Source organism: Sphingosinicella ginsenosidimutans, from assembly GCF_007995055.1.
Classification (GTDB): Bacteria; Pseudomonadota; Alphaproteobacteria; order Sphingomonadales; family Sphingomonadaceae; genus Allosphingosinicella; species Allosphingosinicella ginsenosidimutans.
In genome coordinates this window covers 703,476-728,831 of the sequence record NZ_VOQQ01000001.1, presented here as the reverse complement: position 1 = coordinate 728,831, position 25,356 = coordinate 703,476, and the positions used below count along the sequence as shown (strand labels likewise).

Here is a 25,356-nt window from a genome sequence, read left to right as displayed (position 1 = left end):
TCTTCGCCCTCCGCCGAAGGGCAAAATTGCCCCTCCCCCGGCATCCGGCGAAGCAATCCTTTTAAGGGATGCCATCAACCAAGTCCATAGTTTCTCTACCGATGCAGTTGGCAATGCCCTGCTTGACGGATATAAAGATATCTTTATATCCGAATATATGCTTGCCGAGCCCCGTATTTTCGCCGCGCTCGCCGATCCGACCCGGCTTCGGATCCTGACGCTGCTGCGCGCGATGGAGCTGTCGGTCGGCGAGATCGCGCAGGTGCTGGGGCAAAGCCAGCCGCGCGTGTCGCGACATGTGCGGATCATGGTCGAGGCGGGGCTTGCCGAACGGCGCAAGGAAGGAAGCTGGGTTTTCGTCGGGCTCGGCCGCCGCGAGCGGATCGAGCCGCTTTTCCACCTGCTGGAGCGCTGGGCCGAGATCGACGGCGAAAATCCCTGGATCGCGGCGGATGCGGCGCGACTCGCGGCGGTGCGCGCCGATCGCGCCGCGGCGGCCGAGCGCTATTTTGCCGGCCAGGCCGAACATTGGGACGCGCTTCGCTCGCTCCACGTCGCCGAAAGCGAGGTCGAGGCGGCGATCGCGCGGGCGCTCGGCGACGCGCCCGTCGGCCGGCTCGTCGATGTCGGCACGGGCACCGGGCGGATGCTTGAGCTGTTCGCGCCGGCGGCCGATCACGCCCTCGGCGTCGATCGCTCGCCGGAGATGCTCCGCCTTGCGCGGGTCAAGCTTGCCGAGGCGGGGCTTGATTCGGCCGAGCTTCGGCAAGGCGACATGTATTCGCTGCCGCTCCCATCCGCGGCCGCCGACACGGTCATCATCCACCAGGTGCTGCATTATGCGCAGAATCCCGCCGCCGCGGTGGCCGAGGCGGCACGACTGCTCGCGCCCGGCGGACGCCTGCTCATCGTCGATTTCGCGCCGCACGAGCGCGAGGAGCTGCGCAGCCGCGACGCCCATGTGCGGCTCGGTTTCGCGGACGATTCGGTCCTTCGCTATCTTGCCGATGCCGGGCTTGCGGGCGAAGTCGCAGCGCATCTCGAAGGGGGCGAACTGACCGTCACCATCTGGCTGGGCATCCAGCCCGAATCACGCCTGAAGGTGGTTGCATGAGCAGGTTTTCCCCCGGACCCCCGCTTTTCGCCGACGCCGCCGGCGACATCGCGCTCAGCTTCGAATTCTTCCCGCCGAAGACGGAGAAGATGGAGGCCCAGCTTTGGGAGTCGATCAAGACGCTCGAACCGCTCGCGCCTCGTTTCGTGTCGGTCACCTACGGCGCCGGCGGATCGACCCGCGAGCGCACCCACGCAACGGTGGCGCGGATCGTGCGCGAGACCGCCCTGACCCCCGCCGCGCACCTCACCTGCGTCGCCGCGACGAAGGGGGAGATTGACGACATCGCCCGCGAATATTGGGCGGCCGGGGTGCGTCACATCGTCGCGCTGCGCGGCGACCCGCCCGAGGCGGGCCAGGCCTATGCGACCCATCCGGGCGGCTATGCCGATGCCGCCGCGCTGGTCGAGGGGCTGAAGAAGGTCGCGCCGTTCGACATTTCGGTCGCCGCTTATCCCGAATGCCATCCCGATTCGGCGAGCCGCGCGGCGGACCTCGACAATCTGAAGCGCAAGATCGATGCCGGCGCCGACCGGGCGATCACGCAATTCTTCTTCTCCGCCGAATGTTTCCTGCGCTTCCGCGACGAGGCGGCGGCGGCCGGCATCGATGCGGAGATCGTGCCCGGAATCCTGCCCGTTTCCAACGTCGCCCAGACGCGCAAGTTTGCCGCTCTTTGCGGCGCGACCATCCCGCAGTGGATGGACCGGCTGTTCGAAGGGCTCGACGATCTTCCCGACGCCCGCAAGCTGGTCGCCGCGACCGTGGCGGCCGAGCTGTGCGCCCAGCTTTATGCCGGCGGCGTCCGGCATTTCCACTTCTACACCCTCAACCGCGCCGAGCTCGCTTATGCGATCTGCCACCTGCTCGGCGTGCGACCCGGTGGCAAAAGCCAGGAGCAGGCGGCATGAGCGCGCGCGAGACTTTGAAGGCCGAAGCGGCGAAGCGAATCCTGCTGACCGACGGCGCGTTCGGGACCGAGATCCAGAATCGCCGGCTGACCGAGGCGGATTATCGCGGCGCGCTCGATCTCGCCCGCGACCAGAAGGGCAATAACGACATTCTCGCGCTGACCCGGCCGGACGTGGTCGACTCGATCACGCGCGCCTATCTCGCCGCCGGTTCGGACATCGTCTCGACCAACACGTTCAGCGCCAACGCGATCAGCCAGGCCGATTATGGCGCCGAGGCTTTGGTCGCCGAGATCAACCGCGCCTCCGCCCGCATCGCCCGCAAGGCCGCCGACGATTTCGCGGCCAAGGATGGCCGCCCCCGCTTCGTCGCCGGGGCGATCGGGCCGACCAACAAGACGCTGTCGCTGTCCCCCGACGTCAACGATCCGGGCTATCGCGAGATCGATTTCGATGGACTCAAGGCCGTCTACCGCGAACAGGCCGACGCGCTGATCGAGGGCGGCGCGGATTTCATCCTGATCGAGACGATCTTCGATACGCTTAACGCAAAGGCAGGGATCATGGCGGTCAAGGAGGCCGCCGCGGCGCTCGATCGCGACATCCCGCTGATGATCTCGATGACGCTCACCGATCTGTCCGGGCGCAATCTCTCCGGCCACACGGTCGAGGCCTTCTGGCACGCGGTGCGCCATGCCGCGCCGGTGACGATCGGCCTCAATTGCTCGTTCGGCGCGAAGCAGCTGCGCCCCCACGTCCAGGCGCTCGCTGCCATCGCCGACACGCTGATCATGACCTATCCCAATGCGGGCCTGCCCAACGAGCTGGGCGAATATGACGAGCTTCCGGCCGAAACCGCGGCCTTGCTCGAGGAGTGGGCGAAGGCCGGCTGGGTCAACATCATCGGCGGCTGCTGCGGATCGACGCCCGCCCATATCGCGGCGATGGCGAAGGCGGTCGCCGGCCTTGCGCCGCGACAGCTTCCAAGCCCGCCGGTACGCACCCGCCTCGCCGGGCTCGAACCGATGATCCTCGCCGCCTGAACGACATGACAGACATTGCCAGCTCCAGCTTCGTCAATATCGGCGAGCGCACCAACGTCACCGGCTCCGCCAGGTTCAAGAAGCTGATCATGGCGGGCGATTATGCCGCCGCGGTCGAGGTCGCTCGCCAGCAGGTCGAAAATGGCGCGCAGGTGATCGACGTCAACATGGACGAAGGCCTGCTCGACGCCGAGGCGGCGATGACCACCTATCTGAAGCTCCTTGCCGCCGAGCCGGACATCGCGCGCGTGCCGGTGATGGTCGACAGCTCGAAATGGGCGGTGATCGAAGCCGGGCTCAAATGCGTTTCCGGCAAGCCGATCGTCAATTCGATCAGCATGAAGGAGGGCGAGGAGGAGTTCCTGCGGCTCGCGCGCAAGGTCCGCGATTATGGCGCGGCGGTCGTCGTCATGGCGTTCGACGAAACCGGCCAGGCGGACACGAAGGCGCGCAAGGTGGAGATCTGCGCGCGCGCCTACGACCTGCTCGTCGGCGACGGCTTCCCGCCGGAGGACATCATCTTCGATCCCAACATCTTCGCGGTGGCGACGGGGATCGAGGAGCATCGCCGCTACGCGCTCGATTTCATCGAGGCGTGCCGCGAAATCCGCCAGCGCTGCCCCCACGCCCATATTTCGGGCGGCCTTTCCAACCTCAGCTTCTCGTTCCGCGGCAACGAGCCGGTGCGCCGGGCGATGCACTCGGTCTTCCTCTATCACGCGATCCCGGCCGGGCTCGACATGGCGATCGTCAACGCCGGCCAGCTCGACGTCTACGACACGATCGATCCGGTGCTCCGCGAGGCGTGCGAGGATGTGATCCTCGATCGCCGCGACGACGCGACGGAACGGCTGGTGACGCTCGCGGAAAACTATCTCGGCACCGATCCGGCGCGCGAGAAGGAGGCCGCCGAATGGCGCGGCTGGCCGGTCGCACGGCGGCTCGAACATGCGCTGGTCAAGGGCATCGACGCCCATGTCGTCGAGGACACAGAGGAGGCGCGGCAGGCCGCCGCCCGGCCGATCGAGGTGATCGAAGGCCCGCTGATGGACGGCATGAACGTCGTCGGCGACCTGTTCGGATCGGGCAAGATGTTCCTGCCGCAGGTGGTGAAGTCCGCCCGGGTGATGAAGAAGGCGGTGGCGCATCTTCTCCCCTTCATCGAGGCCGAGAAGGACGAGAGCGCCAAGGGCAAGGGCCGGATCGTGATGGCGACCGTGAAGGGCGACGTCCACGATATCGGCAAGAACATCGTCGGCGTCGTGCTTCAGTGCAACGGGTTCGAGGTGATCGATCTCGGCGTCATGGTGCCGTGGCAGGACATCCTGAAGGCCGCGAACGACAACCAGGCCGACATGATCGGTCTTTCGGGGCTCATCACCCCGTCGCTCGACGAGATGGTGACGGTGGCGAGCGAGATGCAGCGCGAGGCGATGACGCTGCCGCTGCTGATCGGCGGCGCGACCACCAGCCGCGTCCACACCGCGCTCAAGATCGACCCGGCCTATGAAGGCCCGGTGATCCACGTGCTCGACGCGAGCCGCGCGGTCGGGGTCGCCTCGAACCTCGTCTCGCAGACGTTGAAGGCGCCGTTCGTCGAAAAGACCGCGCAGGAATATCAAGCGGTGCGCGAGGCGCGGGCGAACAAGGGCCAGAACGAGCTCGCGACGCTCGCCGAGGCGCGCGCCAACCACTTCCCCTGGGATCCCGCCGGCAAGGCGCCGGCGCCGGCCCGCCCCGGCCTCCACCATTTCAACGACTGGCCGCTTCGCGAGCTTCGCGATTCGATCGACTGGACGCCCTTCTTCCGCGCCTGGGAGCTGGCCGGCACCTACCCCACGATCCTCGACGACCCGGTGGTCGGCGAGAGCGCGCGCAGCCTGTTCAAGGATGCCCAGGCGATGCTCGACCGGATCATCGCCGAAAAATGGCTCACGCCGCGCGCGACGGTCGGCCTGTGGCGCTGCCGCCGCGAGGGCGACGACGTCCACGTCCTCGCCAGCAACGAGGAGACCAGGCTCCCCTTCCTTCGCCAGCAGATGAAGAAGCGCGAGGGGCGCGCGAACATGTGCCTTGCCGACTTCATCGATCCCGACGGCGAGGACTGGATCGGCGGCTTCGCCGTCGGCATCCACGGCATCGAGCCGCATCTCGAGCGGTTCCGGGCCGAGACCGACGATTATTCGGACATCCTGTTGAAGGCGCTCGCCGATCGCCTCGCGGAGAGCTTCGCCGAGACGCTCCACGCCCATGTCCGCAACTCGATCTGGGGCTATGCGCCGGACGAGCATTTCACCAATGCCGAGCTGATCCGCGAAACCTATGTCGGCATCCGCCCCGCGCCCGGTTATCCGGCCTGCCCGGATCACAGCCTGAAGCCGTTGCTCTTCGCGATGCTCGGCGGGGCGCCGGCCGAGGTCCGGCTCACCGACAATTTCGCGATGCTGCCGGCCTCCGCGGTCTCCGGCTTCTATTTCGGCCATCGCGACAGCCAGTATTTCGGGGTCGCGCGGATCGGCGAGGACCAGCTTGCCGATTATGCGGCCCGTCGCGGCGTCGATCTCGATCAGGCGACCCGCTGGCTCCGGCCGAATCTCGACTGATTTCGTCCCGTTCCGGGGCAGGAAAATGTTAACCCTGTTCCGGCGTCGACAGCGGCGGGCCGATAACCGATTTGCGCCGCATGGGACGGCTCGTGCTCCTGACGATTCTCGGTTGCCTGGTGGTGGCGGCGGCGCCCGGGCCGGCGCACCCGCTCGTCGCCGCGCGCGATTGCCAGCCGGCTGTCCGCTGAGCCTTTCCGGGGGCGAAAGCTACCGGCTATAGCCGCGTCATGACTCGGCTCGCGGCGCTCCTCGCCACCCTTTTCGCACTGATCGCGTCCGCGCCGGCCGAGGCCGCCAACCATATGAGCGTCTCGCTCGTCCCCGAAACGCAGGGCGTGGCGCCGGGCGGCACGGTGACGCTCGCCTTCGTGATGCGGCCGCAGGCGGGCTGGCACGGCTATTGGCGCAATCCCGGCGACGCCGGAACCGAGCCGCGGGTCGAATGGCGGCTCGGCGAGCAGTGGCGCGCCGATCCGCTGCAATATCCGGTGCCGCAGCGGCTCAGCGTGGCGGGGCTGATGAATTATGTGTTCGAGCGCGATTATGCGTTGCTCGCGGCGATCCACGTGCCGGCCGACGCGGAGCCGGGCGTGGTCGTGCCGGTCGATGCGCGGCTCGATTATCTGGTCTGCACCGAGCAGTTGTGCGTCCCGGAAACCGCCAGCGTCTCGACCGAGCTCAATGTCGGCGCACCCGGCCGGCGCGATCCTTCGTTCGATCGCTACCGCCAGGCGCTGCCGCGACCGCTCGCCAGTCCGGCGCATTTCGCGGTGGCGAACGGCAAGCTGCGGTTCGCGATCCCTTTCCCGGCAAGCGCGGCGCTCGCCGATCCCTATGTCTATCCGGCCACCGACGACGCGTTGCGTTATTCTGCGGCGCAGGCGGTGTCGCGAAACGGCGACACGCTGGTGATCGAGACCGAGGCAGGGACCGGCGCCGCGCGGCTGACGTCCTTCGACGGCGTGCTCGCGACCGGCGGGGGCGCGGGCCTTTCCTTTACCGCGACGCCGGGGCCAGTGCCGGCGGCGGGGGCGCCGGTCGCCGGGCCGGCGGCGGCCGAGGGCGGATCGATCCTCCTGGCGCTGCTCGGCGCGCTGGTCGGCGGGCTGATCCTCAACGTCATGCCCTGCGTCTTCCCGATCCTCAGCCTCAAGGCGTTGAGCCTCGCGCGCGCCGGCGACGGCGTCCATGCCCGTCGCGAGGCGCTGGCCTACGCCGCCGGGGTGGTCGCGACCTGCCTCGCGCTCGGCCTCGTCCTGCTCGCGCTTCGGGCCGGCGGATCGGCCGCCGGCTGGGCCTTCCAGCTTCAGGACCCGCGGGTGATCCTGTTCCTTCTCCTGCTGGTGACGGCGATCGCACTCAACCTCGCCGGCCTGTTCGAGCTACCCGTCCTCGGCGGCGGCGACTCGCTCACCCGCGCCGGCGGGGCGCGCGGCGCCTTCTTCACCGGCGCGCTCGCGGCCTTCGTCGCGACCCCCTGCGCCGGGCCCTTCCTCGGCGTCGCGCTCGGCGCGGCGCTGGTGCTGCCGATCTGGGCCGCGCTCGCGGTGTTCGTCGGCCTCGGCCTCGGCCTCGCGCTGCCCTTCCTGCTGCTCGGCTTCATCCCCGCCCTGCGCCGCTGGCTGCCCAAGCCGGGGACGTGGATGCGGACCTTCCAGCGCATCCTTTCCGTGCCGATGTTCCTGACCGCGCTCGGCCTCGCCTGGGTGCTCGGCAAGGAAAGCGGCGTGGACGGCATGGCGCTCGGCCTTGGCGCGGCGATCGCGCTCGGCCTCGCTCTGTGGTGGTTCGGCGCGCGGCAGGGCCGGGGCCGGACCTGGCTCCCGCTCGCTTTCGTCGCGGTCGCGGTGGCCGCGCCGCTGCCCTTCGTCCAGCTCGCCCCGCCGGCGGCCGCGCATGAAGCCGACGCGCTCGGATCCGAGCCGTTCAGCGAATCGCGACTCGCCGAGCTGCGCGCCGCGAACAGGCCCGTCTTCGTCTATTTCACCGCCGACTGGTGCCTCAGCTGCAAGGTCAACGAGCGGGCGGCGATCGACCGCGCCGAGGTCGCGCAGGCCTTCCGCGCGCGCGGGGTGAAGGTGCTGGTCGGCGATTGGACGCGCGGCGATCCGGCGATCGGCCGCTTCCTCGCGGCGCACGGACGCTCGGGCGTGCCTTATTACCTCTTCTACGCGCCCGGCCGCGAGGCGCGGGAGCTGCCGCAGCTGCTCACCCCGTCGATGCTGACCGCGCTCGTCACGTAATCGCCCTGTCGCCGCAGGCGATGGGGAGCGGGACCAGCCGGAGGCTGGCGGAGGGGCTCTCCGGCGCCGCAATCCCCTCCAGCGTGCTGCGGACGGCCCCGCTCCCCATGAAGCTTCGCTTCACAGGAAGGATCAGTTCGCGCTCCGCCGTTCCCACACCTTCCGGCCGCCGACCCAGGTTTCCATGACCTGCGTCGCGCGGATGCTGGCGGGATCGCGATCGGCGAAGATGTCGCGATCGATGAAGATGAAATCGGCCATATGGCCCGGCGTCAGCGATCCGAGCCGGTCCTCGGCAAAGCCGGCATAGGCGCCGCCGGTCGTGAAGGCCGCGAAGGCCTGCTCCAGCGTCAGCCGCTGATCGGGGAACCAGCCCCCCGGCGGCTGCCCGCCGGCATCCTCCCGGCTGATCGCGGCGGCCATGCCCGGGAAGGGGTTCGGGCTTTCGACCGGATAATCGGAGCCGAAGGCGAGCGGCACATGCTCGTCCAGCATGGTGTGCCAGGCATAGGAACCGCGCAGGCGATCGACGCTCATGCGCGCCTCGGCCATGCGCCAGTCGGAGGTCTCGTGGGTCGGCTGCATCGATGCGACGATGCCGTGCGCCGCGAAGCGCGGCAGGTCCGCGGGATCGACGATCTGCGCATGTTCGATCCGCCAGCGCCGATCGCCCGTATAGGTGCCGGAAAGCTCATCGATCGCATCGAGAAGCTCGGCATTGGCGGCATCGCCGATGGCGTGGACCGCGATCTGGAAATGATCCATCGCGGCGCGGCTCATCAGGTTCTTCAGCACCGTGTCGGTCATCAGGGGGTAGCCGCGCTGGCCGGGCGCGTCGGCATAATCCTGCTTCAGCCAGGCGCCGCGCGATCCGAGCGCGCCATCCATGTAGAGCTTCACGCCGCCCATCCTGAGGTGGCCGTCATAGAGCCACGGAGTCGGCCCGGTGCCGGCGATGGCGAGCAGATTGTCGACGCCGAGCGCATAGGAAAAGATGCGTACGTTCAGATGCCCGGCATCGCCGGCGCGGCGCATCGTGTTCCAGGCTTCCTGATCGGTGCCCATGTCCGCGGTCGCGGTGACGCCGAAGCCGAGCAGGATGTCCTGCGCGCGCTGAAAGGCGCGATCGCGCACGATCGGCAATGGCGGCGGCACCGCATGTTCGATGAGCTGGCGGGCGGCATCGACGAAGACGCCCGAAGGGTTGCGGCCCGTCCGCTCGATCCGGCCGCCCGTCGGCGCCTGGGTGGCCGCCGTGACCCCCGCCTCGCGCATCGCCAGGCTGTTCGCCCAGCCGGCATGGCCGTCCACGCGAACCAGCCAGACCGGGCGATCGGCGACCGCGGCGTCGAGATCGGCGGCGGTCGGGAAGCGGCCGAGATGCCAGCGTTCCTGGTTCCAGCCGAAGCCGACGATCCAGCGCGGGCTTGGATTGGCGGCGGCATATTGGCGGATGCGCTGCTGCGCCTCCTCGAGCGAATTGGTGTCGGACAGGTCGACCGCGAGCGCGCCGAGGCCGAGCTCCATGACATGGCCGTGCGCGTCGATCAGGCCGGGCAGCATCGTGCGGCCATGGCCGTCGAGCAGGTAGCGCGGGCGCTCCGGCCTTCGCTCCCCCTCGTGGAGAAGGCGCTCGACCCGGCCGTCGTCGCCGACAAGGAGGCCGGTGAAGCGCGTCAGCCGCCCGTCCTCCATCGTGTAGCCGTTGACATGGTCGACCAGAAGATCGGCGAGGGCGGGGCTGGCGCCGAGCAATGCGGCGAGGGCGATCAGGAAGCGCAGCATGGGTCAGCCGATAAGGCCTGTTTGCCCTGTGCGCCAGATGGTCTAGACGGCTGGCGCATGGCGACCCCTGCATCCTCGACCAACCTTCCCTTCGGACTTGCGGAGATCGAGGCGGCGGCCCGGCGGATCGACGGAGCGGTCGTGCGCACGCCGACGCTCTACAGCCGCGTGCTCTCGGAGCGGTTCGGCGCCGACATCTGGGTGAAGTTCGAAAATCTCCAGCATACCGGCGCCTACAAGGAGCGCGGCGCGCTCAACAAATTGCTGCTGATGGACGAGGCGATGCGCGCGCGCGGCGTGATCGCGGCGTCGGCCGGCAATCACGCCCAGGCGCTCGCTTATCATGCCCGCCGGCTCGGCGTCCCGGCGGTGATCGTGATGCCCACGCCGACCCCGATCGTGAAGGTGAGCCAGACGGAGGGACATGGCGCGGAGGTGGTGCTGCACGGGGCGGTGTTCGAGGAAGCCTATGCCGAGGCGCGGCGGCTGGCCGACGAGCGCGGGCTGACCTTCGTCCATCCTTTCGACGATCCCGACGTGATGGCGGGGCAGGGGACGGTCGCGCTGGAACTGCTCGCCGATGCGCCGGATGTCGATGTGCTGATCGTGCCGATCGGCGGCGGCGGGCTCATTTCGGGCATCGCGGTCGCCGCCCATGCCCTGAAGCCGGAGATCGGGATCGTCGGCGTCGAAGCGGAGCTCTACCCGAGCATGTACGGGCGCTTCGCCGGCAAGCCGGGCCTCGCCTGCGCCGGCGACACGATCGCCGAGGGGATCGCGGTCAAGGCGCCGGGCGAGCAGACTGCGCCGATCATCGAGGCGCTGGTCGACGATATCGTCCTCGCCCCAGAGCGCGACATCGAGGCGGCGGTGGCGATGCTGGTCGCCGCCGAAAAGACGGTGGCGGAAGGGGCCGGCGCCGCGGCGCTGGCGGCGATGCTCGGCGCTCCGGAACGCTATCGCGGGCGCCGGATCGGCCTCGTCGTCTCCGGCGGCAATATCGACACGCACCTGCTGGCCAACGTGCTGCTTCGCGATCTCGCGCGGTCCGGCCGGATGACACGGCTGCGCATCGAGCTTCAGGACCGCCCCGGCGCGCTGGTCGCGGTGATGAAGCTCTTCTCCGCTCACCAGGTCAATGTGGTCGAAGTGCTCCATCAGCGCATCTTCACCAGCCTCCCCGCCAAGGATGCGGCGATCGAGGTGGAGTGCGAGGCGCGCGACGCGCACCAGATCCAGCGGCTCGTCGAAACGCTGGGGAACGAGGGCTATCGGGTCCATCCGGTGACGATCGAGTGAGCCGTCGTCCCAAGCCGGCACGCCCTGTCGAAGATGGCGGTCATTCACCGCACGGCTGCTTTTCAAGGGGGTCGGCAGGGATCATAAACGGGCTCCCAACCTGCTTGCCGGTGGAGTCGAATTGAGCGCCCCGTTCCGCTTTCCACGTTTTTTCGTGACGACGCCCGCGCCGTGTCCCTATCTCGCCGGCAGGATCGAGCGGAAGGTGTTCACCGAGCTGAGCGGGCCCCATGCGGGCGAGCTCAATGACGCGCTCGGCCGGATCGGCTTCCGCCGCAGCCAGAACGTGGCCTATCGGCCCTCCTGCGTGGACTGCACGGCATGCGTTTCGGTGCGGGTCGTCACCGGGGAGTTCCAGCCGAGCGCGACCCAGCGCAAGACGCTTCGCCGCAACGCCGATCTCGAGGTCAGCGCGTGCAAGGCCTGGGCGACCGAGGAGCAATATGAGCTGCTCCGCCGCTACCTGAAGCGGCGCCATCCCGAGGGCGGGATGGTCGAGATGGACGAGCATGATTTCGCCGACATGGTCGAGCAGAGCCCGGTGAAGACCTACATCGTCGAATATCGCGAGCCATCCCAGGACGGGCGGCCCGGCCGGCTGGTCGGCGCATGCCTGACCGATCAGCAGGCGGACGGGCTGTCGATGATCTACAGCTTCTTCGAGCCCGATGACGAGCGGCGCGCGGGGCTCGGCACCTATATCATCCTCGATCATATCGTGCGCGCGGGGAATGCCGGCCTGCCCTATGTCTATCTGGGCTACTGGGTCGAGGATTCGAAGCGCATGGCCTACAAGTCGCGCTTCCGCCCGCTCGAAAAGCTCGGTCCCGGCGGCTGGCGGCGCTTCGATCCCGAGCAGCGCGAGCTGGCGCTGGGATAGCCGCGCCGGCGCGTCCGGTCCGCGGCGGTCCGGCGTTCAGATCAGATCGGGCATGAACGGCGGGTCGGGAATGGCCTGCGCCGCATCGTTCAGAAGATCGCCCCAGCGCATCGACAGATCGTTGTAATAGGGATCGTTGACCTCGATCCGCCGCTGGAACGGCCGCGATCCGACATGGCTGGGCAGCACCACCATGTCGAGCGGCAGGCCGACCGCGAGGTTCGACCGGATCGAGGCGTCGAAGGAGAGGAAGGCGATCTTCACCGCCTCCGCGAGCGGCGTGTGCCCGCTCACCACCCGGTCGAGGATCGGCCGGCCATATTTGGTCTCGCCGATCTGGAAGAAGGGAACGTCCGGCTTGCATTCGATGAAGTTGCCGGCGGAATAGATGAGGTAGAGCGACGGCGGCTGATTGCCGATCCGGCCGCCGAGGATGATCGACGAGGACGCGCTGATCTTCAGCGGCGCGAGCGCCCGGCCGACCGTGTCGTTGGCGAACTTGACGGCGTCGCCGACCAGCTGGGCCGCGCGGAACATCGTCGTCGGCTCGGCGATGGTCGGCAGCAGCTCGTCCGGGCCGATGGCTTCGCCGTCCGTCGGCGGAACGCCCTCGCGCAGCAGGCTGATCGCCATCTGCGTGGTCGAAAGATTGCCGGCGGACGCGGCGAAGATGCTGCGTTCGGGCGTGTCGGCGAGGACGTGGAGCTTGCGATAGGAAGAGATGTCGTCGACGCCGGCATTGGTGCGGGTGTCGGCGATCATGATGAGGCCCGAATCCAGCAGCATGCCGAGGCAATAGGTCATAGGCTTCCCGTTTCGATCAGGATTGATGTTGCGTCTGCGCCTGCACGCCAGTGACCGCGACTTCTACCGAGAGATGTTCGGTCCCGCCACCGGATCGTGCGCCGGCGACCGGCGCCGCGTCGCGATAATCGAGGCCGCTCGCGACGCGGATATAGGCATCGTCGGGGCAGATGCCGTTGACAGGATCGAAGCCGACCCAGCCGAGCTCCTCGATCCAGGCTTCGGTCCAGGCATGGGCGGCGCTCTGGTCGTGCGCGCCGTCCCGGCGGAAGAGGTGACCGGAGACGTAGCGCGCCGGAATGCCGTTGAGGCGCGCCGCGCTGGCGAGGACCTGCGCGAAATCCTGGCAGACGCCGTGGCCTTCGGCGCAGGCATGTTCGGCGCTGGTATCGGCCTCCGTCGCTCCGGCATCGAACCGCATCGTCGCGTGGAGGCGGGCCGAAAGGGCGTGGACCCGATCGAGCGGCGCGCCGCCGCCGGCCGACTGCGCGAGCGCCCGGATCGCCGGGCCCGGCGCGGTCAGCGGCGTATCGCGCAGGAAGATCGGCGGCGGCAGATCGTGGGGAACGCCCTGGACGATGCCCGCGCGGTCCTCGGTCACGACACGACCGCACACGGTGATCCGCAGCTCCTTCGCCGGCCGGTCGAGGTAAAGCATGTGGACGATATTGCCGTAGCCGTCGCGCGCCTCGCGGAGACGCGCGTCGCAATCCATGTCGATCCGCCAGTCGATCACGCTCTGCCCCGAAAAGCTGGGCGGGGTGACGCGCAGGAGCTGGATGACGCGCTGCGGCGCCTCGTCGTAGCGATAGGCGGTGCGATAGTGGACATCGAGCCGCATCAGCCGAACCTGAACTGCCGGGCGATCGCAGCATCGAGCGCGGCATTCTCGCCGATATAGGCGTGGAGCCATTCGTGCAGGCCGCCCTGGAAGATGGTGACGATATCGAGGTCCTCGATCCGGTCGAGCCGCTGCCGCGCCAACCGGTCGGCCGCGCCCTGGCGCCCCGACAAGGCGGCGAAATGGCCGAGCAGCTCCACCGCCTCCCCGGCCGAAGCGGCGAGCGAGCGCGGCATCTCCGATCGGAAGATCAGGAAATCGGCGACCAGCCACGGCTGGAGCGGGCCACGATAGATGTGGCGGTAGGCGGTCCTGGCCGAGACGATCTGCAGGATCGTCGTCCACTGGTCCCGATCGAGCGCGCCGCCCACCTCCTGCCCGGGGGGCAGCAGCAGATAATATTTGACGTCGAGCAGCCGCGCCGTGTTGTCGCCGCGCTCCACGACCGCGCCGAGCTCGATGAACCAGCAGCCCTCGGATCGCAGCATCCGCCCGATCGCGCCCTCGAAGCCGCGTATCTCCGCCTTCAGCTCCTCGATCATGTTCAGCGTCGCCTGCGGGCCGCCGGGGCGGCTGCGGTCGCGGATGATGAGCCAGGCGCGGTTGATCGCCTGCCAGGCTTCCACGGTGAGCGCGGTGCGCGCCGCCCGCGCATTGTCGCGCGCGGCGGCGAGGCAGGCGCGGATCGAGCTCGGCGTGTCTTCCGACAGCGTCAGATAGCGGCGGACCGCGGCGGCGCTGAACGGCTCGCCGCCGGCGTCGAACTCGCTCTGCACGCCGACGACGCTGAGCGCGCTGCGCCACGCGCGATCGCCGCTCGCATGATCGCCGAGCGCGGTCAGGCGGATCGTCGCCTCGATGAGCCGGCAGGTGAACTCCGCGCGCTCCATGTAGCGGCCGATCCAGTAGAGGTGGGCGGCGGTGCGCGCGAGCATCAGTCCGCCCCCTCATCGCCGCCGCCGCGATCGGCGAGGACGAAACTGTCCTTGGTCCCGCCCCCCTGGCTCGAATTGACCACCAGCGAGCCCTCGCGGAGCGCGACCCGGGTGAGGCCGCCCGGAACGAGCCGGACCCCGTCCGATCCGGTCAGGACATAGGGACGGAAATCGACATGGCGAGGCGCGATCCCCTGATCGACCAGGGTCGGCACGGTCGAAAGGGCGAGCGTCGGCTGGGCGATATAGCGGTGCGGCTGCGCTTCCAGCGCGGCGCGGAACGCGTCGATCTCCCGCCTCGAAGCGGTCGGGCCGATCAGCATGCCATAGCCGCCCGATCCGTCGACCAGCTTCACGACCAGCTCGTCAAGATGGTCGAGCGTATATTGCAGCGCCTCCGGCTCCCGGCACCGCCAGGTCTCGACATTGGGAAGGATCGGCTCCTCGCCCGAATAATAGCGCACGATTTCAGGCATGTAGGAATAGATCGCCTTGTCGTCCGCAATGCCGGTGCCGGGCGCGTTCACCAGCGTGACGTTGCCCGCGAGATAGGCGGCCATCAGGCCCGGCACGCCGAGCGCGCTGTCCGGGCGGAAGACGAGCGGGTCGAGATAGGCGTCGTCGATCCGTCGGTAGATGACGTCGACGCGCACCCGCCCGTCTATCGTGCGCATCCACACGATGTCGTCATCGACCTCGAGGTCGCGGCCCTCGACCAGCTCGATCCCCATATTGTCGGCGAGGAAGCTGTGTTCGTAATAGGCCGAATTGAAATGGCCCGGCGTCAGCAGCACGCAGGTCGGCTCGCGTGTCCCGCGCGGCGCGACCGAATAGAGCATGTCGCGAAGCAGCTCCGGATAGGAATCGACCGGACGGACCGGGAAGGCCTCGAACAGCTCCGGGCACAGCCGCAGCATCGCCTCGCGATTTTCGAGCATGTAGGAGACGCCGGAGGGCGTGCGCGCATTGTCCTCCAGGACGAAGAAGTCGGTCGGCCCGGTGCGGATGAGGTCGATGCCGCAGATATGGGCATAGACGCCGTGCGGTGGCTTCGCGCCGGCGCAGTGGATGCAGAACTGGTCGTTGCCGAGCACGATGTCCTGCGGGACGATGCCGTCGGCGAGGATCTGACGGCGGCCGTAGACGTCGTCGATGAAGGCGTTGATCGCGTTGACCCGCTGTTCCAGCCCGGCGGAAAGCCTCGCCCATTCGGCGGCCGAGAAGATGCGCGGGATGATGTCGAACGGGATGATGCGCTCCGCCGCCTCCTGCTCGCCATAGACCGCGAAGGTGATGCCGAGATTGCGGAACAGGGCCTCCGCGGCCTGCTGCCGCCGTTCGAGATCGCCGGCGGGCGCGTTCTCGATCCATTCGGCAAGCGGCTCGAAGCCCGGCCGCGCTGTCCTGCCCCGGCTCGTTCCCCACAGCTCGTCGAAGGTCGAACGTCCCGCCATCCACCTCGCAGTCCCGCCGCGGCCGGCGCCGCACTCCGGAACATGACCCAAAGATGGCCGGGCGCAACCATTTTTTGCGATGCAGCATGTCGTGCGCGTGACGACGGTGCCCTGCTGGGCTATCGTCACGGCCATGACGACCGAACTCGCCGTGCTCGCTTGGGGCTGCGTCCTCGCCTTCGTCCATATCTTCGCGGCGGCGCAGGTGAAAACCCGCCAATATGGCGTGACCTGGAACATGGGCGCGCGCGACGAGACGCTGCCGCCGCCCCAGCCGATCGTCGGGCGGATGATCCGAGCCCAGGCGAATTTCTTCGAAACCTTCCCGATCGTGGTCGGTGCGATCCTGGTCGATGCCGCGGCGAACCTGTTCGATCGATGGACGCAGATCGGCGCGATCGTGTGGATCGTGGCGCGGGTGATCTACCTGCCGCTCTACGCGCTGGGCGTGCCGGTGGTGCGCACGCTCGTCTGGGGCGCGAGCGTGGTCGGGATCGTCATGCTGCTCAAGCCGGCGATCGCCGCGGCCTTATAGAAAAGGGGCCGGCACCCTTTCGGACGCCGGCCCCCGCGGGATTGACCGGAATCGGGTTCAGGCGACCTGGGCGGCTTCGCCTTCCTCGGGCTCGCGCAGCACATAGCCGCGGCCCCAGACGGTCTCGATATAATTGTCCCCGCCGCAGGCCAGGCTGAGCTTCTTCCTGAGCTTGCAGATGAAGACGTCGATGATCTTGAGCTCGGGCTCGTCCATCCCGCCGTAGAGGTGGTTCAGGAACATTTCCTTGGTGAGCGTGGTGCCCTTGCGGAGCGAGAGCAGCTCCAGCATCGCATATTCCTTGCCGGTCAGATGCACCCTGGCGCCGTCGACCTCGACCGTCTTGGCATCGAGATTGACCGACAGCTTGCCGGTGCGGATGACCGACTGGCTGTGCCCCTTGGAGCGGCGCACGATGGCGTGGATTCGAGCGATGAGCTCGTCGCGATGGAACGGCTTGGTGACATAATCGTCGGCCCCGAAGCCGAGCGCCCGCACCTTGGAATCGAGCTCGGCGACGCCGGTCAGGATCAGCACCGGGGTCCCCACCTTGGCGGTCCGGAGCTTCTTCAGCACGTCATAGCCGTGCATGTCGGGCAGGTTGAGATCCAGGCAAATGATGTCGTAATCATAGAGCTTGCCCAGATCGAGGCCTTCCTCGCCAAGATCGGTCGTGTAGACGTTGAAGCCCTCGGTCGTGAGCATCAGCTCGATGGCCTTGGCCGTCGTCGGCTCGTCTTCGATCAGCAGCACGCGCATATTGTTCCGCCCTCCTGTCGCAGCCGGCCTCCTCGGATCGCGCGGCCTGCCACGTACATGAATGTTTACCGATCTGAACGCAAAAGGTTAATTTCGTATTAATACCGTAGAATCCGTGAGTAAGCTAAGATCGTTGCACGCTTAACGCGGCGGTGGCAGGGCAGGGCATGTTTCCGCCCGAACGCATCCTCTTCATCGACGGCGAGGCGCTGGTGATCGACAAGCCGGCGGGGCTCGCCGTCCATCCCGGCACCCGCACGCGCGAGAGCCTCGAAGACTATCTCGTCGACCTTCGCTTCGGCTTCCAGCGCCGGCCGCTGCCGGTCCACCGGCTCGACCGCGACACGTCGGGCTGCCTGCTGCTGGCGCGCAATCCGAAGGCGCACAAGCGTTTCCAGCGCGCCTTCGAGGACAAGAAGGTGGGCAAGACCTATCTCGCGGTGCTCGATGCGGTGCCCGAGGCGGGGGAGGGTGTCGTCGACATGCCGCTCGGCAAGGTTTCGAGCGCCGAGGCGGGCTGGCGGATGATCGAGGACGCGCGCGGCAAGCCGTCGCGCACCGAATGGCGCGTCGTCGCGCAGCGGGATGGGCGGGCCGTGGTCCTGTTCACGCCGCAGACCGGCCGCACCCACCAGATCCGCGTCCACGCGGCGAGCGGCATCGGCATCCCGATCGCCGGCGACCCGGTCTATGGGAACGGCCGGGGGCCGATGCTGCTCCACGCCCTCTCGCTGCGCGTCGATCGCGGCGACAAGCCGCCGGTCGAGGCGACGGCGCCGCTGCCGCCGACCTTCGTCAACGCGGGCTTCGGCGATGTCCTTTGAGCTTCCCGAGGACGCGCTGTCCTTCACTTTCCTCGCCGCGTCCGGGCCGGGCGGGCAGAACGTCAACAAGGTCGCGACCGCGTGCCAGCTGCGCTGCGATGTCTTCCGGCTCGGCCTCGCGCCCGACGTCTATCAGCGGCTGAAGCAGCTGGCCGGCAGCCGGATGACCGCTGGCGGCGAGATCGTCATCACCGCGCGCCAGCATCGTACGCAGGAGGCGAACCGCGAGGCGGCGCGCGAAAGACTGGCGGATTTGATCGCGCGTGCCCATGTCCGGCCCGTGAAGCGCGTCAGGACGAAGCCGAGCCGCGCCGCAAAGGCGAAGCGGGTCGATGCGAAGAAGCAGCGCGGATCGGTGAAGGAAGGACGCGGGAAGGTGAGGCTGGACTGATGTACGATTTCAGGATCGATGCGGCGGACAAGCCTTCTCTCTATCGCGAGCTCGCGCAGGCGGCCGACGCGCTGACCGCCGGCGAGCCGGATGCGATCGCCAACATGGCCAATGTCGCGGCCCTGCTGTGGGAGGCGCTGCCGGACCTCAACTGGGCCGGGTTCTACCGCAATATCGGCGGCGAGCTGGTGCTGGGGCCGTTCCAGGGCCGCCCGGCCTGCATCCGCATCCCCTTCGGCAAGGGGGTTTGCGGGACCGCGGCCGCGACGGGCGAGGTGCAGCGGGTCGACGACGTCGATGCCTTTCCCGGCCATATCGCCTGCGATTCCGCCTCGCGCTCGGAGCTCGTCGTGCCGATCCTCGTCGATGGCGCGCTGATCGGCGTGCTCGATCTCGACAGCCCGAGCCCGCGGCGCTTCGATGAGGAAGATGCGGCGGGTTGTGTCAGTCTGATACAGCGCATCGGCGCGCGGCTTGGCGGCATGGCAATGGCCTCCCTGGACGGTTAAAAATCCCTTGAACCGCGTTTTCGCGTCAGGGGATCAGGCATGACCAAATTCGCCGCATTCGCGCTTGTCGCCGGCGCCGCGCTCGCCGCAACCGGGGCGATCGCCCAGCCGCCGGCGCCGCCGCCCGCGCCGCCGCTGCCGCCGCGACCGGGCGTGACCTGGCATCATCCGCCGATGCCGGGCCCGATGGCGCATGGGCCGATGGCGATGCACGGGCCCGGCCACGGCCACGGAGCCTTCCCGCACCGGTTGCAGCGCGGTGTGTTCGTGCCGCCCTTCTTCTTCTCGCCGCAATTCACGATCGGCAATTGGCAGCTCTACGGCTTCGCCGCGCCGGGGGCGGGGCAGCGCTGGATCCGCTATTATGACGATGCCTATCTGCTCGACGGCGATGGCCGCATCGTCGACGTTCGCGAGGGGCTCGACTGGGATCGCTATGGCGAGCACTGGGCGATGGACGGGGACGTCCCTTATTATGGCGATGGCCATGGCGAGGACGCCCGCGTGCGGACCTATGTCTATGGCGCGCCGGGCTATCCCGCACCGCCGCCGCCGCCTCCCGGCTATTATGCCGGTTACGGCTCCTATGGCGCCTATGGTTACGGCTATGGCTACGCCTATCCGATCATCGTCGAGACGACGGTGAGCGGCGGTGGCGCCGGCTATACCGAAGAGGTGACCGAAGAGCTGGTCCGCGTCCGCACGCCGCATCGCGCACGCCGCGCTCCGCGCTGCATCTGCCGGACGCCGGCGCCGCGCGTCGCGCCTCGTCCGCGCCCTGCGCCTCGCCGCGCGGCCCCGCGTCCGCCGGCCGGCGAGCGGGGCTGATCCGGAACGGCCTATCCGACCCGGCCGAGCGCCTCGTCGTCCAGCCCGGCCGGAACGATGATCAGCGGGCAGGGCAGGCTCCCGGCCGCCGCACCCGCGAAGTGCGAGACGAGCGGCCCGGGCGCCCCTTCGGCCGCGGCCAGCACGAGCGCGGCGATATCGTCCCGTTCCTTCAGGAAATCGGCGATCGCCTTCACGGGATCGCCGGTACGCACCGTGATCGAGGGGGTGATGCCGGCATCCTCCGCGACGGCGCCGGCGGCCTGGACGAGCATCGCCTCGGCCCGCAGCCGCGCCTCCTCCTCCATCGCCTCCTGGACCGCGCCCCACTGCACGAACTCCTGCGGCGCGATGAAACCGAGCATCTCGACGCCGCCGCCTGAAAGCGCCGCCCGCCGCGCCGCATAGCGAAGCGCGGTCTGCGCCTCTTCCGTCTCGTCCATCACGACCAGATAGGATCGCATCAGCCGTCTCCTTGCGAGCGAGGTGCGCCAGAAACGCCGAACGCACAAGCCTCCGGCCGGCGCCCCGGCCGATGCACGGCTCAGGACAGGCCTTGACCCGGCCGGTGCTCTGCTGTTTGGACGGGGCGGCTCGGCCGCAAGCGAACAGGACGCCCCATGTCGATCGAACTGAAAATGCCCGCTCTCTCTCCAACCATGGAGGAAGGGACGCTCGCCAAATGGCTGGTGAAGGAGGGCGACAAGATTTCGTCGGGTGACATCCTGGCCGAGATCGAGACCGACAAGGCGACGATGGAGTTCGAGGCCGTCGACGAGGGCGTGATCGCGAAGATCCTCGTCCCCGAAGGCACCGACGAAGTGAAGGTCGGCGCGGTGATCGCGATCATGGCCGAGGAGGGCGAGGATGTCGGCAGCGTGGCCGCGTCGGGCGGCGGCGCGCCCGCGAAGGCCGCTGCGCCCGGGCCCGCACCCGCTCCGGCAGCGCCGCCGCCGCCCGCTCCGGAAGCCAAGGCCGCGCGGGCGCCCGTCCCGGCCCCGGCCGCCGCTCCGACGGCGTCCGACGGGGATCGCGTGAAGGCGAGCCCGCTTGCCCGCCGCCTCGCCGCCGCGCAGGGCATCGACCTGTCCGGCGTCGCCGGCAGCGGTCCCGGCGGCCGCATCGTCAAGGCGGATATCGAAGGCGCCGCCGGCAAGGCGCCGGCGAAGCCGGCGGCCCCCGCCGCGGCGCCGGCGCCGGCGGCCGCGCCCGTGGCCCATGCCGGCGATTTCGCGATCCCCGACGTGCCGCACGAGGCGATCAAGCTTTCGAATGTCCGCAAGACGATCGCACGCCGGCTCACCGAATCGAAGCAGCAGATCCCGCATATCTATCTCACGGTCGATATCCGGCTCGACGCGCTGCTGAAGCTGCGCGGCGAGATCAACGCCAGCCTGGAGGCGCGCGGCATCAAGGTGTCGGTCAACGACATGATGGTGAAGGCGCTCGGCGTCGCATTGCTCGAAGTGCCGGAGTGCAATGTCCAGTATACGCCGGACCAGCTCATCAAGTTCAGCCGCGCCGATGTCTCGGTCGCGGTGTCGATCCCCGCGGGCCTCATCACGCCGATCGTGAAGGACGCGGCGTCCAAGGGCGTCGCCGCGATCGCGACCGAGATGAAGGACCTCGCCGGCCGCGCCCGCGACGGCAAGCTCCAGCCCGAGGAATATGTGGGCGGCACCGCCAGCCTCTCCAACATGGGCATGTACGGGATCAAGCAGTTCGAGGCCGTCATCAATCCGCCCCAGGCCATGATCATGGCGATCGGCGCCGGCGAGAAGCGACCCTATGTGATCGACGATTCCCTGCAGATCGCGACGATCATGACCGCCACCGGCAGCTTCGATCACCGCGCCATCGACGGCGCCGACGGCGCGCGGCTGATGAAGGCGTTCAAGGATCTCGTCGAAAACCCGCTGGGGATGCTGGCCTGAGGTCGTGACGGCGACGCAACATCCCGCTTGCGAATGCGACCGGCGAGGATAGGATAGGCCTCTCGCTTCGAACGGCGCATGGATCCAAGGGGGGAGATCGTGCATGGCGCAGCGCTTCGGCCGCGAACGTCCCGGCTGTCGTTCCTCGCGCGCGATTGCGCTGGGGGGAGGTGACCGGTGAGGATCGGCACCCTGCTCGTCGCCGCCCTGATTGTCTCGCCGATCTCCAGCTGCGGTACGTCACTCGCCACGTCCGGGATTCTGTCGGCCCAGGCCGCGGTAGACGGCGGCGGCCTCGCCGCGATGGTGACCGCCGGGCTTGTCATTGCGTTCATGGCGACGCTCGTGTCGGTGCTGTTCGTGCTCGCCGCGCTGGTCGTGCTCGCGCTCCCGCTCACCGTGGCGCTCGACAAGATCGGCGCGTCGCCGCTTGTGCGCGATCTTGCGCTGCTCGCGATCGTCGCGGGCGCGAGCGCGTTGCTCTATCCGGTTTCGCTGGACTGGTACCAGGGCGAGGGCTGGATCTTTCCGATCTACGCCGCTGTCGCCGGACTGGTCTGGATCGCGGCGCTGCGATGGATCGATCGGCGCAAACAGGCGGTCGACCAGGCCGCTTCGGCGCCGACCGGGACCGAGCCGGCCTGAACGCGTGGCCGGGGATCGGCCGGGCGCCTTGGCGGGCGCGCGGCGCTTGATTACTTAGCCTCCATCCTTCATCGCGCCCGAACCGGGCGCTGGCTCGTCAGGGCCCATCGATATCGCCGCACGGCAGGAGACAGACATGGCTGACCAGTTCGACCTCATCGTCCTCGGGTCCGGTCCGGGTGGCTATGTGGGCGCCATCCGGGCCGCGCAACTGGGGCTCAAGGTCGCGATCGTGGAGCGGGAGCGGCTGGGCGGCATCTGCCTCAACTGGGGGTGCATCCCGACCAAGGCGCTGCTGCGCACGTCGGAAATCTATCACTACATGACTCATGCCGCCGCCTATGGCCTGACTGTCGAGAAGCCGGGGTTCGATCTCCCCGCCGTCGTCCAGCGCAGCCGCAAGGTCGCCGATCAGCTCAATGCCGGCGTCAAGGGGCTGATGAAGAAGAACAAGATCACCGTCTACGAGGGCGATGGCGCGCTCGCCGGCAAGGGAAGGCTGACGGTGACCAAGGACGGCAAGACGACCGAGCTCGCCGCCCGCAATATCATCGTCGCAACCGGCGCGCGGGCGCGCGACCTGCCGTTCGCCAAGGCGGATGGAGAACGAATCTGGACCTACCGCCATGCGCTGACGCCCAAGGAAATGCCGACCAAGTTGCTGGTCATCGGCTCCGGGGCGATCGGGGTCGAGTTCGCCAGCTTCTATTCGGACCTCGGCGCCGATGTCACCATCGTCGAGATGCTGCCGCGCATCCTGCCGGTCGAGGACGAGGAGGTTTCCGCCTTTGTCCACAAGGCGTTTGAAAAGCAGGGGATGAAGATCGAGGTCGGCGCCAGCGTCGAAAAGCTCGCGGCCACCGGTGCCGGCGTGAAGGCGGCGATCAAGGACAAGGACGGCAAGGTTACGCAGGCCGAGTTCAGCCACGCCATCGTCGCCATCGGCATCGTGCCGAACACCGAGAATATCGGCCTCGAGGCGCTCGGCGTGAAGACCGATCGGGGGCATATCGTCGTCGACGGCTACGGACGCACCAATGTCGAGGGCATCCTGGCGTTCGGCGACGTCACCGGCCCGCCCTGGCTCGCCCACAAGGCGATGCACGAGGCGGTCGTTTGCGTCGAGAAACTGGCCGGCGTGAAGGACGTCCACGCCTTCACCAACGCCAACATTCCCGGCTGCACCTATTCACGCCCGCAGGTCGCGAGCGTCGGCCTGACCGAGGCGAAGGCAAAGGAAGCGGGCTACAAGGTCCGCGCCGGTAAATTCCCCTTCATCGGCAACGGCAAGGCGATCGCGCTCGGCGAGGCCGAGGGTTTCATCAAGACCGTGTTCGACGATACGACCGGCGAGCTGCTCGGCGCCCATATGGTCGGCGCGGAAGTCACCGAGCTGATCCAGGGCTATACGGTGGCGCGCGAGTTGGAGACGACGGAGGTCGAGCTGATCGGCACGACCTTCCCGCACCCGACGCTCAGCGAGATGATGCACGAAAGCGTGCTGGCCGCATACGGGCGCACGCTCCACATCTGAGCCGTGGCCCAGGCGCGCGGACGGGCCGCCGCGCCGCGGCGACCCGTCACCTGGCTTCAATCGACGCGGCAGCGTCCGGTCTGGGTGCGCTGGCGGTCGCCGTCCTCGTAGAGCACGTCGATTTCCAGGCCGCCGGGATCCATCGCGGTGATCGTCGCGCGATACCAGTTGCCGTCCGTCCACAGGCAGGAGACATGGGTGCCCACCCCCCAGTCATAGGGCCGCACCTGATTGGCCGGACGGGTTTCGCGGGTGCCGTCGTCATAGCGGATGGTGACCTGGTTGCCGGACACCCGCTCGACAACGCCGGGATACCAGGCGCTGCCCCCGCGCCATTGGCCGAGGACCCAGTCACCGGGCTGCTGCGCCAGCGCCCCGGAGGATGCGAACGCGGAAAGAATCAAAGCCATTGCAAACCTAGGCATTCCCCCCCCTTTTTGGATCGAATCAGACCATAAAACCGTATACGTAACGATTTTGCGGGACAAGCGGGCGCCGTCCGCCAGCGGCAAGCCGCTCGACAGCGGGGCGGCGGCCCGGCTAAGCCGGCGCCGATGAGCGCGCCCGCCGAAAGCAATCGGACCCTGATCATCGCGCTCGCCGCCAATCTCGGCATCGCGGCGGCCAAGTTCGTCGCCGCCGCCATCACCGGTTCCTCCGCCATGCTGACCGAAGGCGTGCACAGCGTCGTCGATTCGGCGAACCAGCTCTTGTTGATGTGGGGCCGCCATGCGGCGCGCAGGCCGGCGGACCATCGTCACCCGTTCGGCCATGGGCGCGAGCTCTATTTCTGGAGCTTCGTCGTCGCCGTCCTGGTGTTCGCGCTTGGCGCCGGCGTCTCTGTCTATGAGGGCGTGATCCACATCCTCGAGCCCGAGCCGGCGGTCTCGCCGCTCGTCGCCTATGGCGTGCTGCTGATCTCCTTCCTGCTGGAGGGCGGATCGACGGTGGCCGCCTTCCGGGAATTCCGGGCCGCGAAGGGGGCGCTCGGCTGGTTCGAGGCGGTGCGCGAATCCAAGGATCCGCCGACCTTCATCGTGCTGCTCGAAAACGGCGCGGCGATGGCGGGGATCGGGGCGGCGGGGATCGGCCTCGCGCTGTCGCAGCTCACCGGCAATCCGTTCTTCGACGGCGCCGCCTCGATCGTGATCGGCCTGATCCTCGGCGCGACGGCCTGGCTGCTCGCGGTCGAATCGAAAGCGCTGCTGATCGGCGAGGCGGCGGACCCCGCTCTGGTCGAGGGCATCCGCGCAGCCGCCGGCGCGCAGCCGGGAATCGTCGGCGTCGGCGAGGTGCGCACCGTCCATTCCGCTCCGGACCAGATCACGGTGGCGATGAGCGCGGACTTCGACGACGGGATCTCCGCCGGCGATGTCGAGCGGATCGTGGCGGCGATCGAACGGGAGGTCGCGGTTCGCTGGCCCGCCGTGAAGCGGCTCTACATCCGGCCGCAACAGGGCGCGCGGCCGCCGGCGGCCTGAC

Annotated in this window: 24 protein-coding genes; 16 read left to right on the top strand and 8 right to left on the bottom strand. The window is 68.5% G+C overall.

Going from position 1 to position 25,356, the window contains the following annotated elements; genetic code table 11:
- Positions 1–157: 157 nt before the first annotated feature.
- From FRZ32_RS03605 to FRZ32_RS03585, 5 genes are all read left to right on the top strand, one after another.
- Complete coding sequence (locus tag FRZ32_RS03605) at positions 158–1,114, top strand: ArsR/SmtB family transcription factor (protein ID WP_147042217.1); 957 nt, start codon at positions 158–160, stop codon at positions 1,112–1,114.
- Complete coding sequence (gene metF / locus FRZ32_RS03600) at positions 1,111–2,025, top strand: methylenetetrahydrofolate reductase (RefSeq protein ID WP_147042216.1); 915 nt, start codon at positions 1,111–1,113, stop codon at positions 2,023–2,025. Before FRZ32_RS03605 ends, metF begins: the two co-directional genes overlap by 4 nt.
- Entirely contained in the window at positions 2,022–3,068 is a 1,047-nt protein-coding gene (locus tag FRZ32_RS03595) for a homocysteine S-methyltransferase family protein (protein WP_147042215.1), read from the top strand. Before metF ends, FRZ32_RS03595 begins: the two co-directional genes overlap by 4 nt.
- Before the next feature lie 5 nt (positions 3,069–3,073).
- Positions 3,074–5,671, top strand: a complete 2,598-nt coding sequence (gene metH / locus FRZ32_RS03590) for a methionine synthase (RefSeq protein WP_147042214.1) — start codon at positions 3,074–3,076, stop codon at positions 5,669–5,671.
- A 230-nt stretch (positions 5,672–5,901) separates the two neighbouring features.
- Complete coding sequence (locus tag FRZ32_RS03585) at positions 5,902–7,917, top strand: protein-disulfide reductase DsbD family protein (RefSeq protein WP_147042213.1); 2,016 nt, start codon at positions 5,902–5,904, stop codon at positions 7,915–7,917.
- 132 nt (positions 7,918–8,049) lie between these two features.
- Here the strand turns inward: FRZ32_RS03585 and FRZ32_RS03580 are convergent, their stop codons facing one another.
- The gene (locus FRZ32_RS03580) at positions 8,050–9,702 is read right to left on the bottom strand and encodes an amidohydrolase (RefSeq protein WP_147042212.1); all 1,653 of its coding nucleotides are present in this window, start codon (positions 9,700–9,702) and stop codon (positions 8,050–8,052) included.
- A gap of 57 nt (positions 9,703–9,759) precedes the next feature.
- Between FRZ32_RS03580 and FRZ32_RS03575 the strand changes: the two genes are divergently transcribed.
- Together FRZ32_RS03575 and FRZ32_RS03570 are read left to right on the top strand one after the other, a co-directional pair.
- Positions 9,760–11,001, top strand: a complete 1,242-nt coding sequence (locus FRZ32_RS03575; RefSeq protein ID WP_147042211.1) for a threonine ammonia-lyase — start codon at positions 9,760–9,762, stop codon at positions 10,999–11,001.
- A 121-nt stretch (positions 11,002–11,122) separates the two neighbouring features.
- Positions 11,123–11,881 carry an arginyltransferase gene (locus FRZ32_RS03570; protein ID WP_147042210.1) on the top strand — a complete coding sequence of 253 codons (759 nt, stop codon included), beginning with the start codon at positions 11,123–11,125 and terminating at the stop codon, positions 11,879–11,881.
- A 36-nt stretch (positions 11,882–11,917) separates the two neighbouring features.
- Here the strand turns inward: FRZ32_RS03570 and FRZ32_RS03565 are convergent, their stop codons facing one another.
- The 4 genes from FRZ32_RS03565 to FRZ32_RS03550 are packed head-to-tail and all read right to left on the bottom strand — an operon-like array spanning position 11,918 to position 15,915.
- The gene (locus tag FRZ32_RS03565) at positions 11,918–12,667 is read right to left on the bottom strand and encodes a proteasome-type protease (RefSeq protein WP_243445180.1); all 750 of its coding nucleotides are present in this window, start codon (positions 12,665–12,667) and stop codon (positions 11,918–11,920) included.
- 34 nt (positions 12,668–12,701) lie between these two features.
- Positions 12,702–13,526: a transglutaminase family protein gene (locus FRZ32_RS03560; protein ID WP_147042208.1), complete on the bottom strand. Its 825-nt coding sequence runs from the start codon at positions 13,524–13,526 to the stop codon at positions 12,702–12,704.
- The gene (locus tag FRZ32_RS03555) at positions 13,526–14,461 is read right to left on the bottom strand and encodes an alpha-E domain-containing protein (RefSeq protein ID WP_147042207.1); all 936 of its coding nucleotides are present in this window, start codon (positions 14,459–14,461) and stop codon (positions 13,526–13,528) included. The genes FRZ32_RS03560 and FRZ32_RS03555 overlap by 1 nt, the downstream gene beginning before the upstream one ends.
- Positions 14,461–15,915, bottom strand: coding sequence for a circularly permuted type 2 ATP-grasp protein (locus tag FRZ32_RS03550; protein WP_147042206.1), 1,455 nt, complete (start codon positions 15,913–15,915; stop codon positions 14,461–14,463). The genes FRZ32_RS03555 and FRZ32_RS03550 overlap by 1 nt, the downstream gene beginning before the upstream one ends.
- A gap of 133 nt (positions 15,916–16,048) precedes the next feature.
- On the opposite strand from FRZ32_RS03550, the gene FRZ32_RS03545 reads away from it, so the two are divergent.
- A complete protein-coding gene (locus tag FRZ32_RS03545) occupies positions 16,049–16,450 on the top strand; it encodes an MAPEG family protein (RefSeq protein WP_147042205.1) in 402 nt (133 codons plus the stop codon).
- 57 nt (positions 16,451–16,507) lie between these two features.
- Here the strand turns inward: FRZ32_RS03545 and ctrA are convergent, their stop codons facing one another.
- Positions 16,508–17,209 carry a response regulator transcription factor CtrA gene (ctrA, locus tag FRZ32_RS03540; protein WP_147042204.1) on the bottom strand — a complete coding sequence of 234 codons (702 nt, stop codon included), beginning with the start codon at positions 17,207–17,209 and terminating at the stop codon, positions 16,508–16,510.
- 167 nt (positions 17,210–17,376) lie between these two features.
- On the opposite strand from ctrA, the gene FRZ32_RS03535 reads away from it, so the two are divergent.
- The 4 genes from FRZ32_RS03535 to FRZ32_RS03520 are packed head-to-tail and all read left to right on the top strand — an operon-like array spanning position 17,377 to position 19,761.
- Positions 17,377–18,033, top strand: a complete 657-nt coding sequence (locus FRZ32_RS03535; protein WP_147042203.1) for an RluA family pseudouridine synthase — start codon at positions 17,377–17,379, stop codon at positions 18,031–18,033.
- Entirely contained in the window at positions 18,023–18,424 is a 402-nt protein-coding gene (arfB, locus tag FRZ32_RS03530) for an alternative ribosome rescue aminoacyl-tRNA hydrolase ArfB (protein ID WP_147042202.1), read from the top strand. The genes FRZ32_RS03535 and arfB overlap by 11 nt, the downstream gene beginning before the upstream one ends.
- Entirely contained in the window at positions 18,424–18,933 is a 510-nt protein-coding gene (locus FRZ32_RS03525; protein WP_147042201.1) for a GAF domain-containing protein, read from the top strand. The genes arfB and FRZ32_RS03525 overlap by 1 nt, the downstream gene beginning before the upstream one ends.
- A gap of 39 nt (positions 18,934–18,972) precedes the next feature.
- Positions 18,973–19,761, top strand: coding sequence for an RcnB family protein (locus tag FRZ32_RS03520; RefSeq protein WP_147042200.1), 789 nt, complete (start codon positions 18,973–18,975; stop codon positions 19,759–19,761).
- A gap of 11 nt (positions 19,762–19,772) precedes the next feature.
- On the opposite strand, the gene FRZ32_RS03515 is transcribed toward FRZ32_RS03520, so the two are convergent.
- Positions 19,773–20,225 carry a universal stress protein gene (locus FRZ32_RS03515; RefSeq protein ID WP_147042199.1) on the bottom strand — a complete coding sequence of 151 codons (453 nt, stop codon included), beginning with the start codon at positions 20,223–20,225 and terminating at the stop codon, positions 19,773–19,775.
- 156 nt (positions 20,226–20,381) lie between these two features.
- Here FRZ32_RS03515 and FRZ32_RS03510 point away from each other — a divergent pair, with 156 nt between their 5' ends.
- The 3 genes from FRZ32_RS03510 (at position 20,382) to lpdA (ending at position 23,874) form a co-directional block, all read left to right on the top strand.
- The gene (locus FRZ32_RS03510; protein ID WP_147042198.1) at positions 20,382–21,695 is read left to right on the top strand and encodes a pyruvate dehydrogenase complex dihydrolipoamide acetyltransferase; all 1,314 of its coding nucleotides are present in this window, start codon (positions 20,382–20,384) and stop codon (positions 21,693–21,695) included.
- Between the two features lie 177 nt (positions 21,696–21,872).
- Complete coding sequence (locus FRZ32_RS03505) at positions 21,873–22,340, top strand: hypothetical protein (RefSeq protein ID WP_147042197.1); 468 nt, start codon at positions 21,873–21,875, stop codon at positions 22,338–22,340.
- A 136-nt stretch (positions 22,341–22,476) separates the two neighbouring features.
- Positions 22,477–23,874, top strand: coding sequence for a dihydrolipoyl dehydrogenase (gene lpdA / locus FRZ32_RS03500; RefSeq protein ID WP_147042196.1), 1,398 nt, complete (start codon positions 22,477–22,479; stop codon positions 23,872–23,874).
- A gap of 56 nt (positions 23,875–23,930) precedes the next feature.
- On the opposite strand, the gene FRZ32_RS03495 is transcribed toward lpdA, so the two are convergent.
- On the bottom strand, positions 23,931–24,284 hold the full coding sequence (locus FRZ32_RS03495; protein ID WP_158635817.1) for a tudor domain-containing protein: 354 nt from the start codon (positions 24,282–24,284) through the stop codon (positions 23,931–23,933).
- Between the two features lie 144 nt (positions 24,285–24,428).
- Here FRZ32_RS03495 and FRZ32_RS03490 point away from each other — a divergent pair, with 144 nt between their 5' ends.
- Positions 24,429–25,355 (top strand): cation diffusion facilitator family transporter, encoded by a 927-nt coding sequence (locus FRZ32_RS03490; RefSeq protein ID WP_147042194.1) that lies wholly within the window; start codon positions 24,429–24,431, stop codon positions 25,353–25,355.
- The last annotated feature ends 1 nt before the right edge of the window (position 25,356 follow it).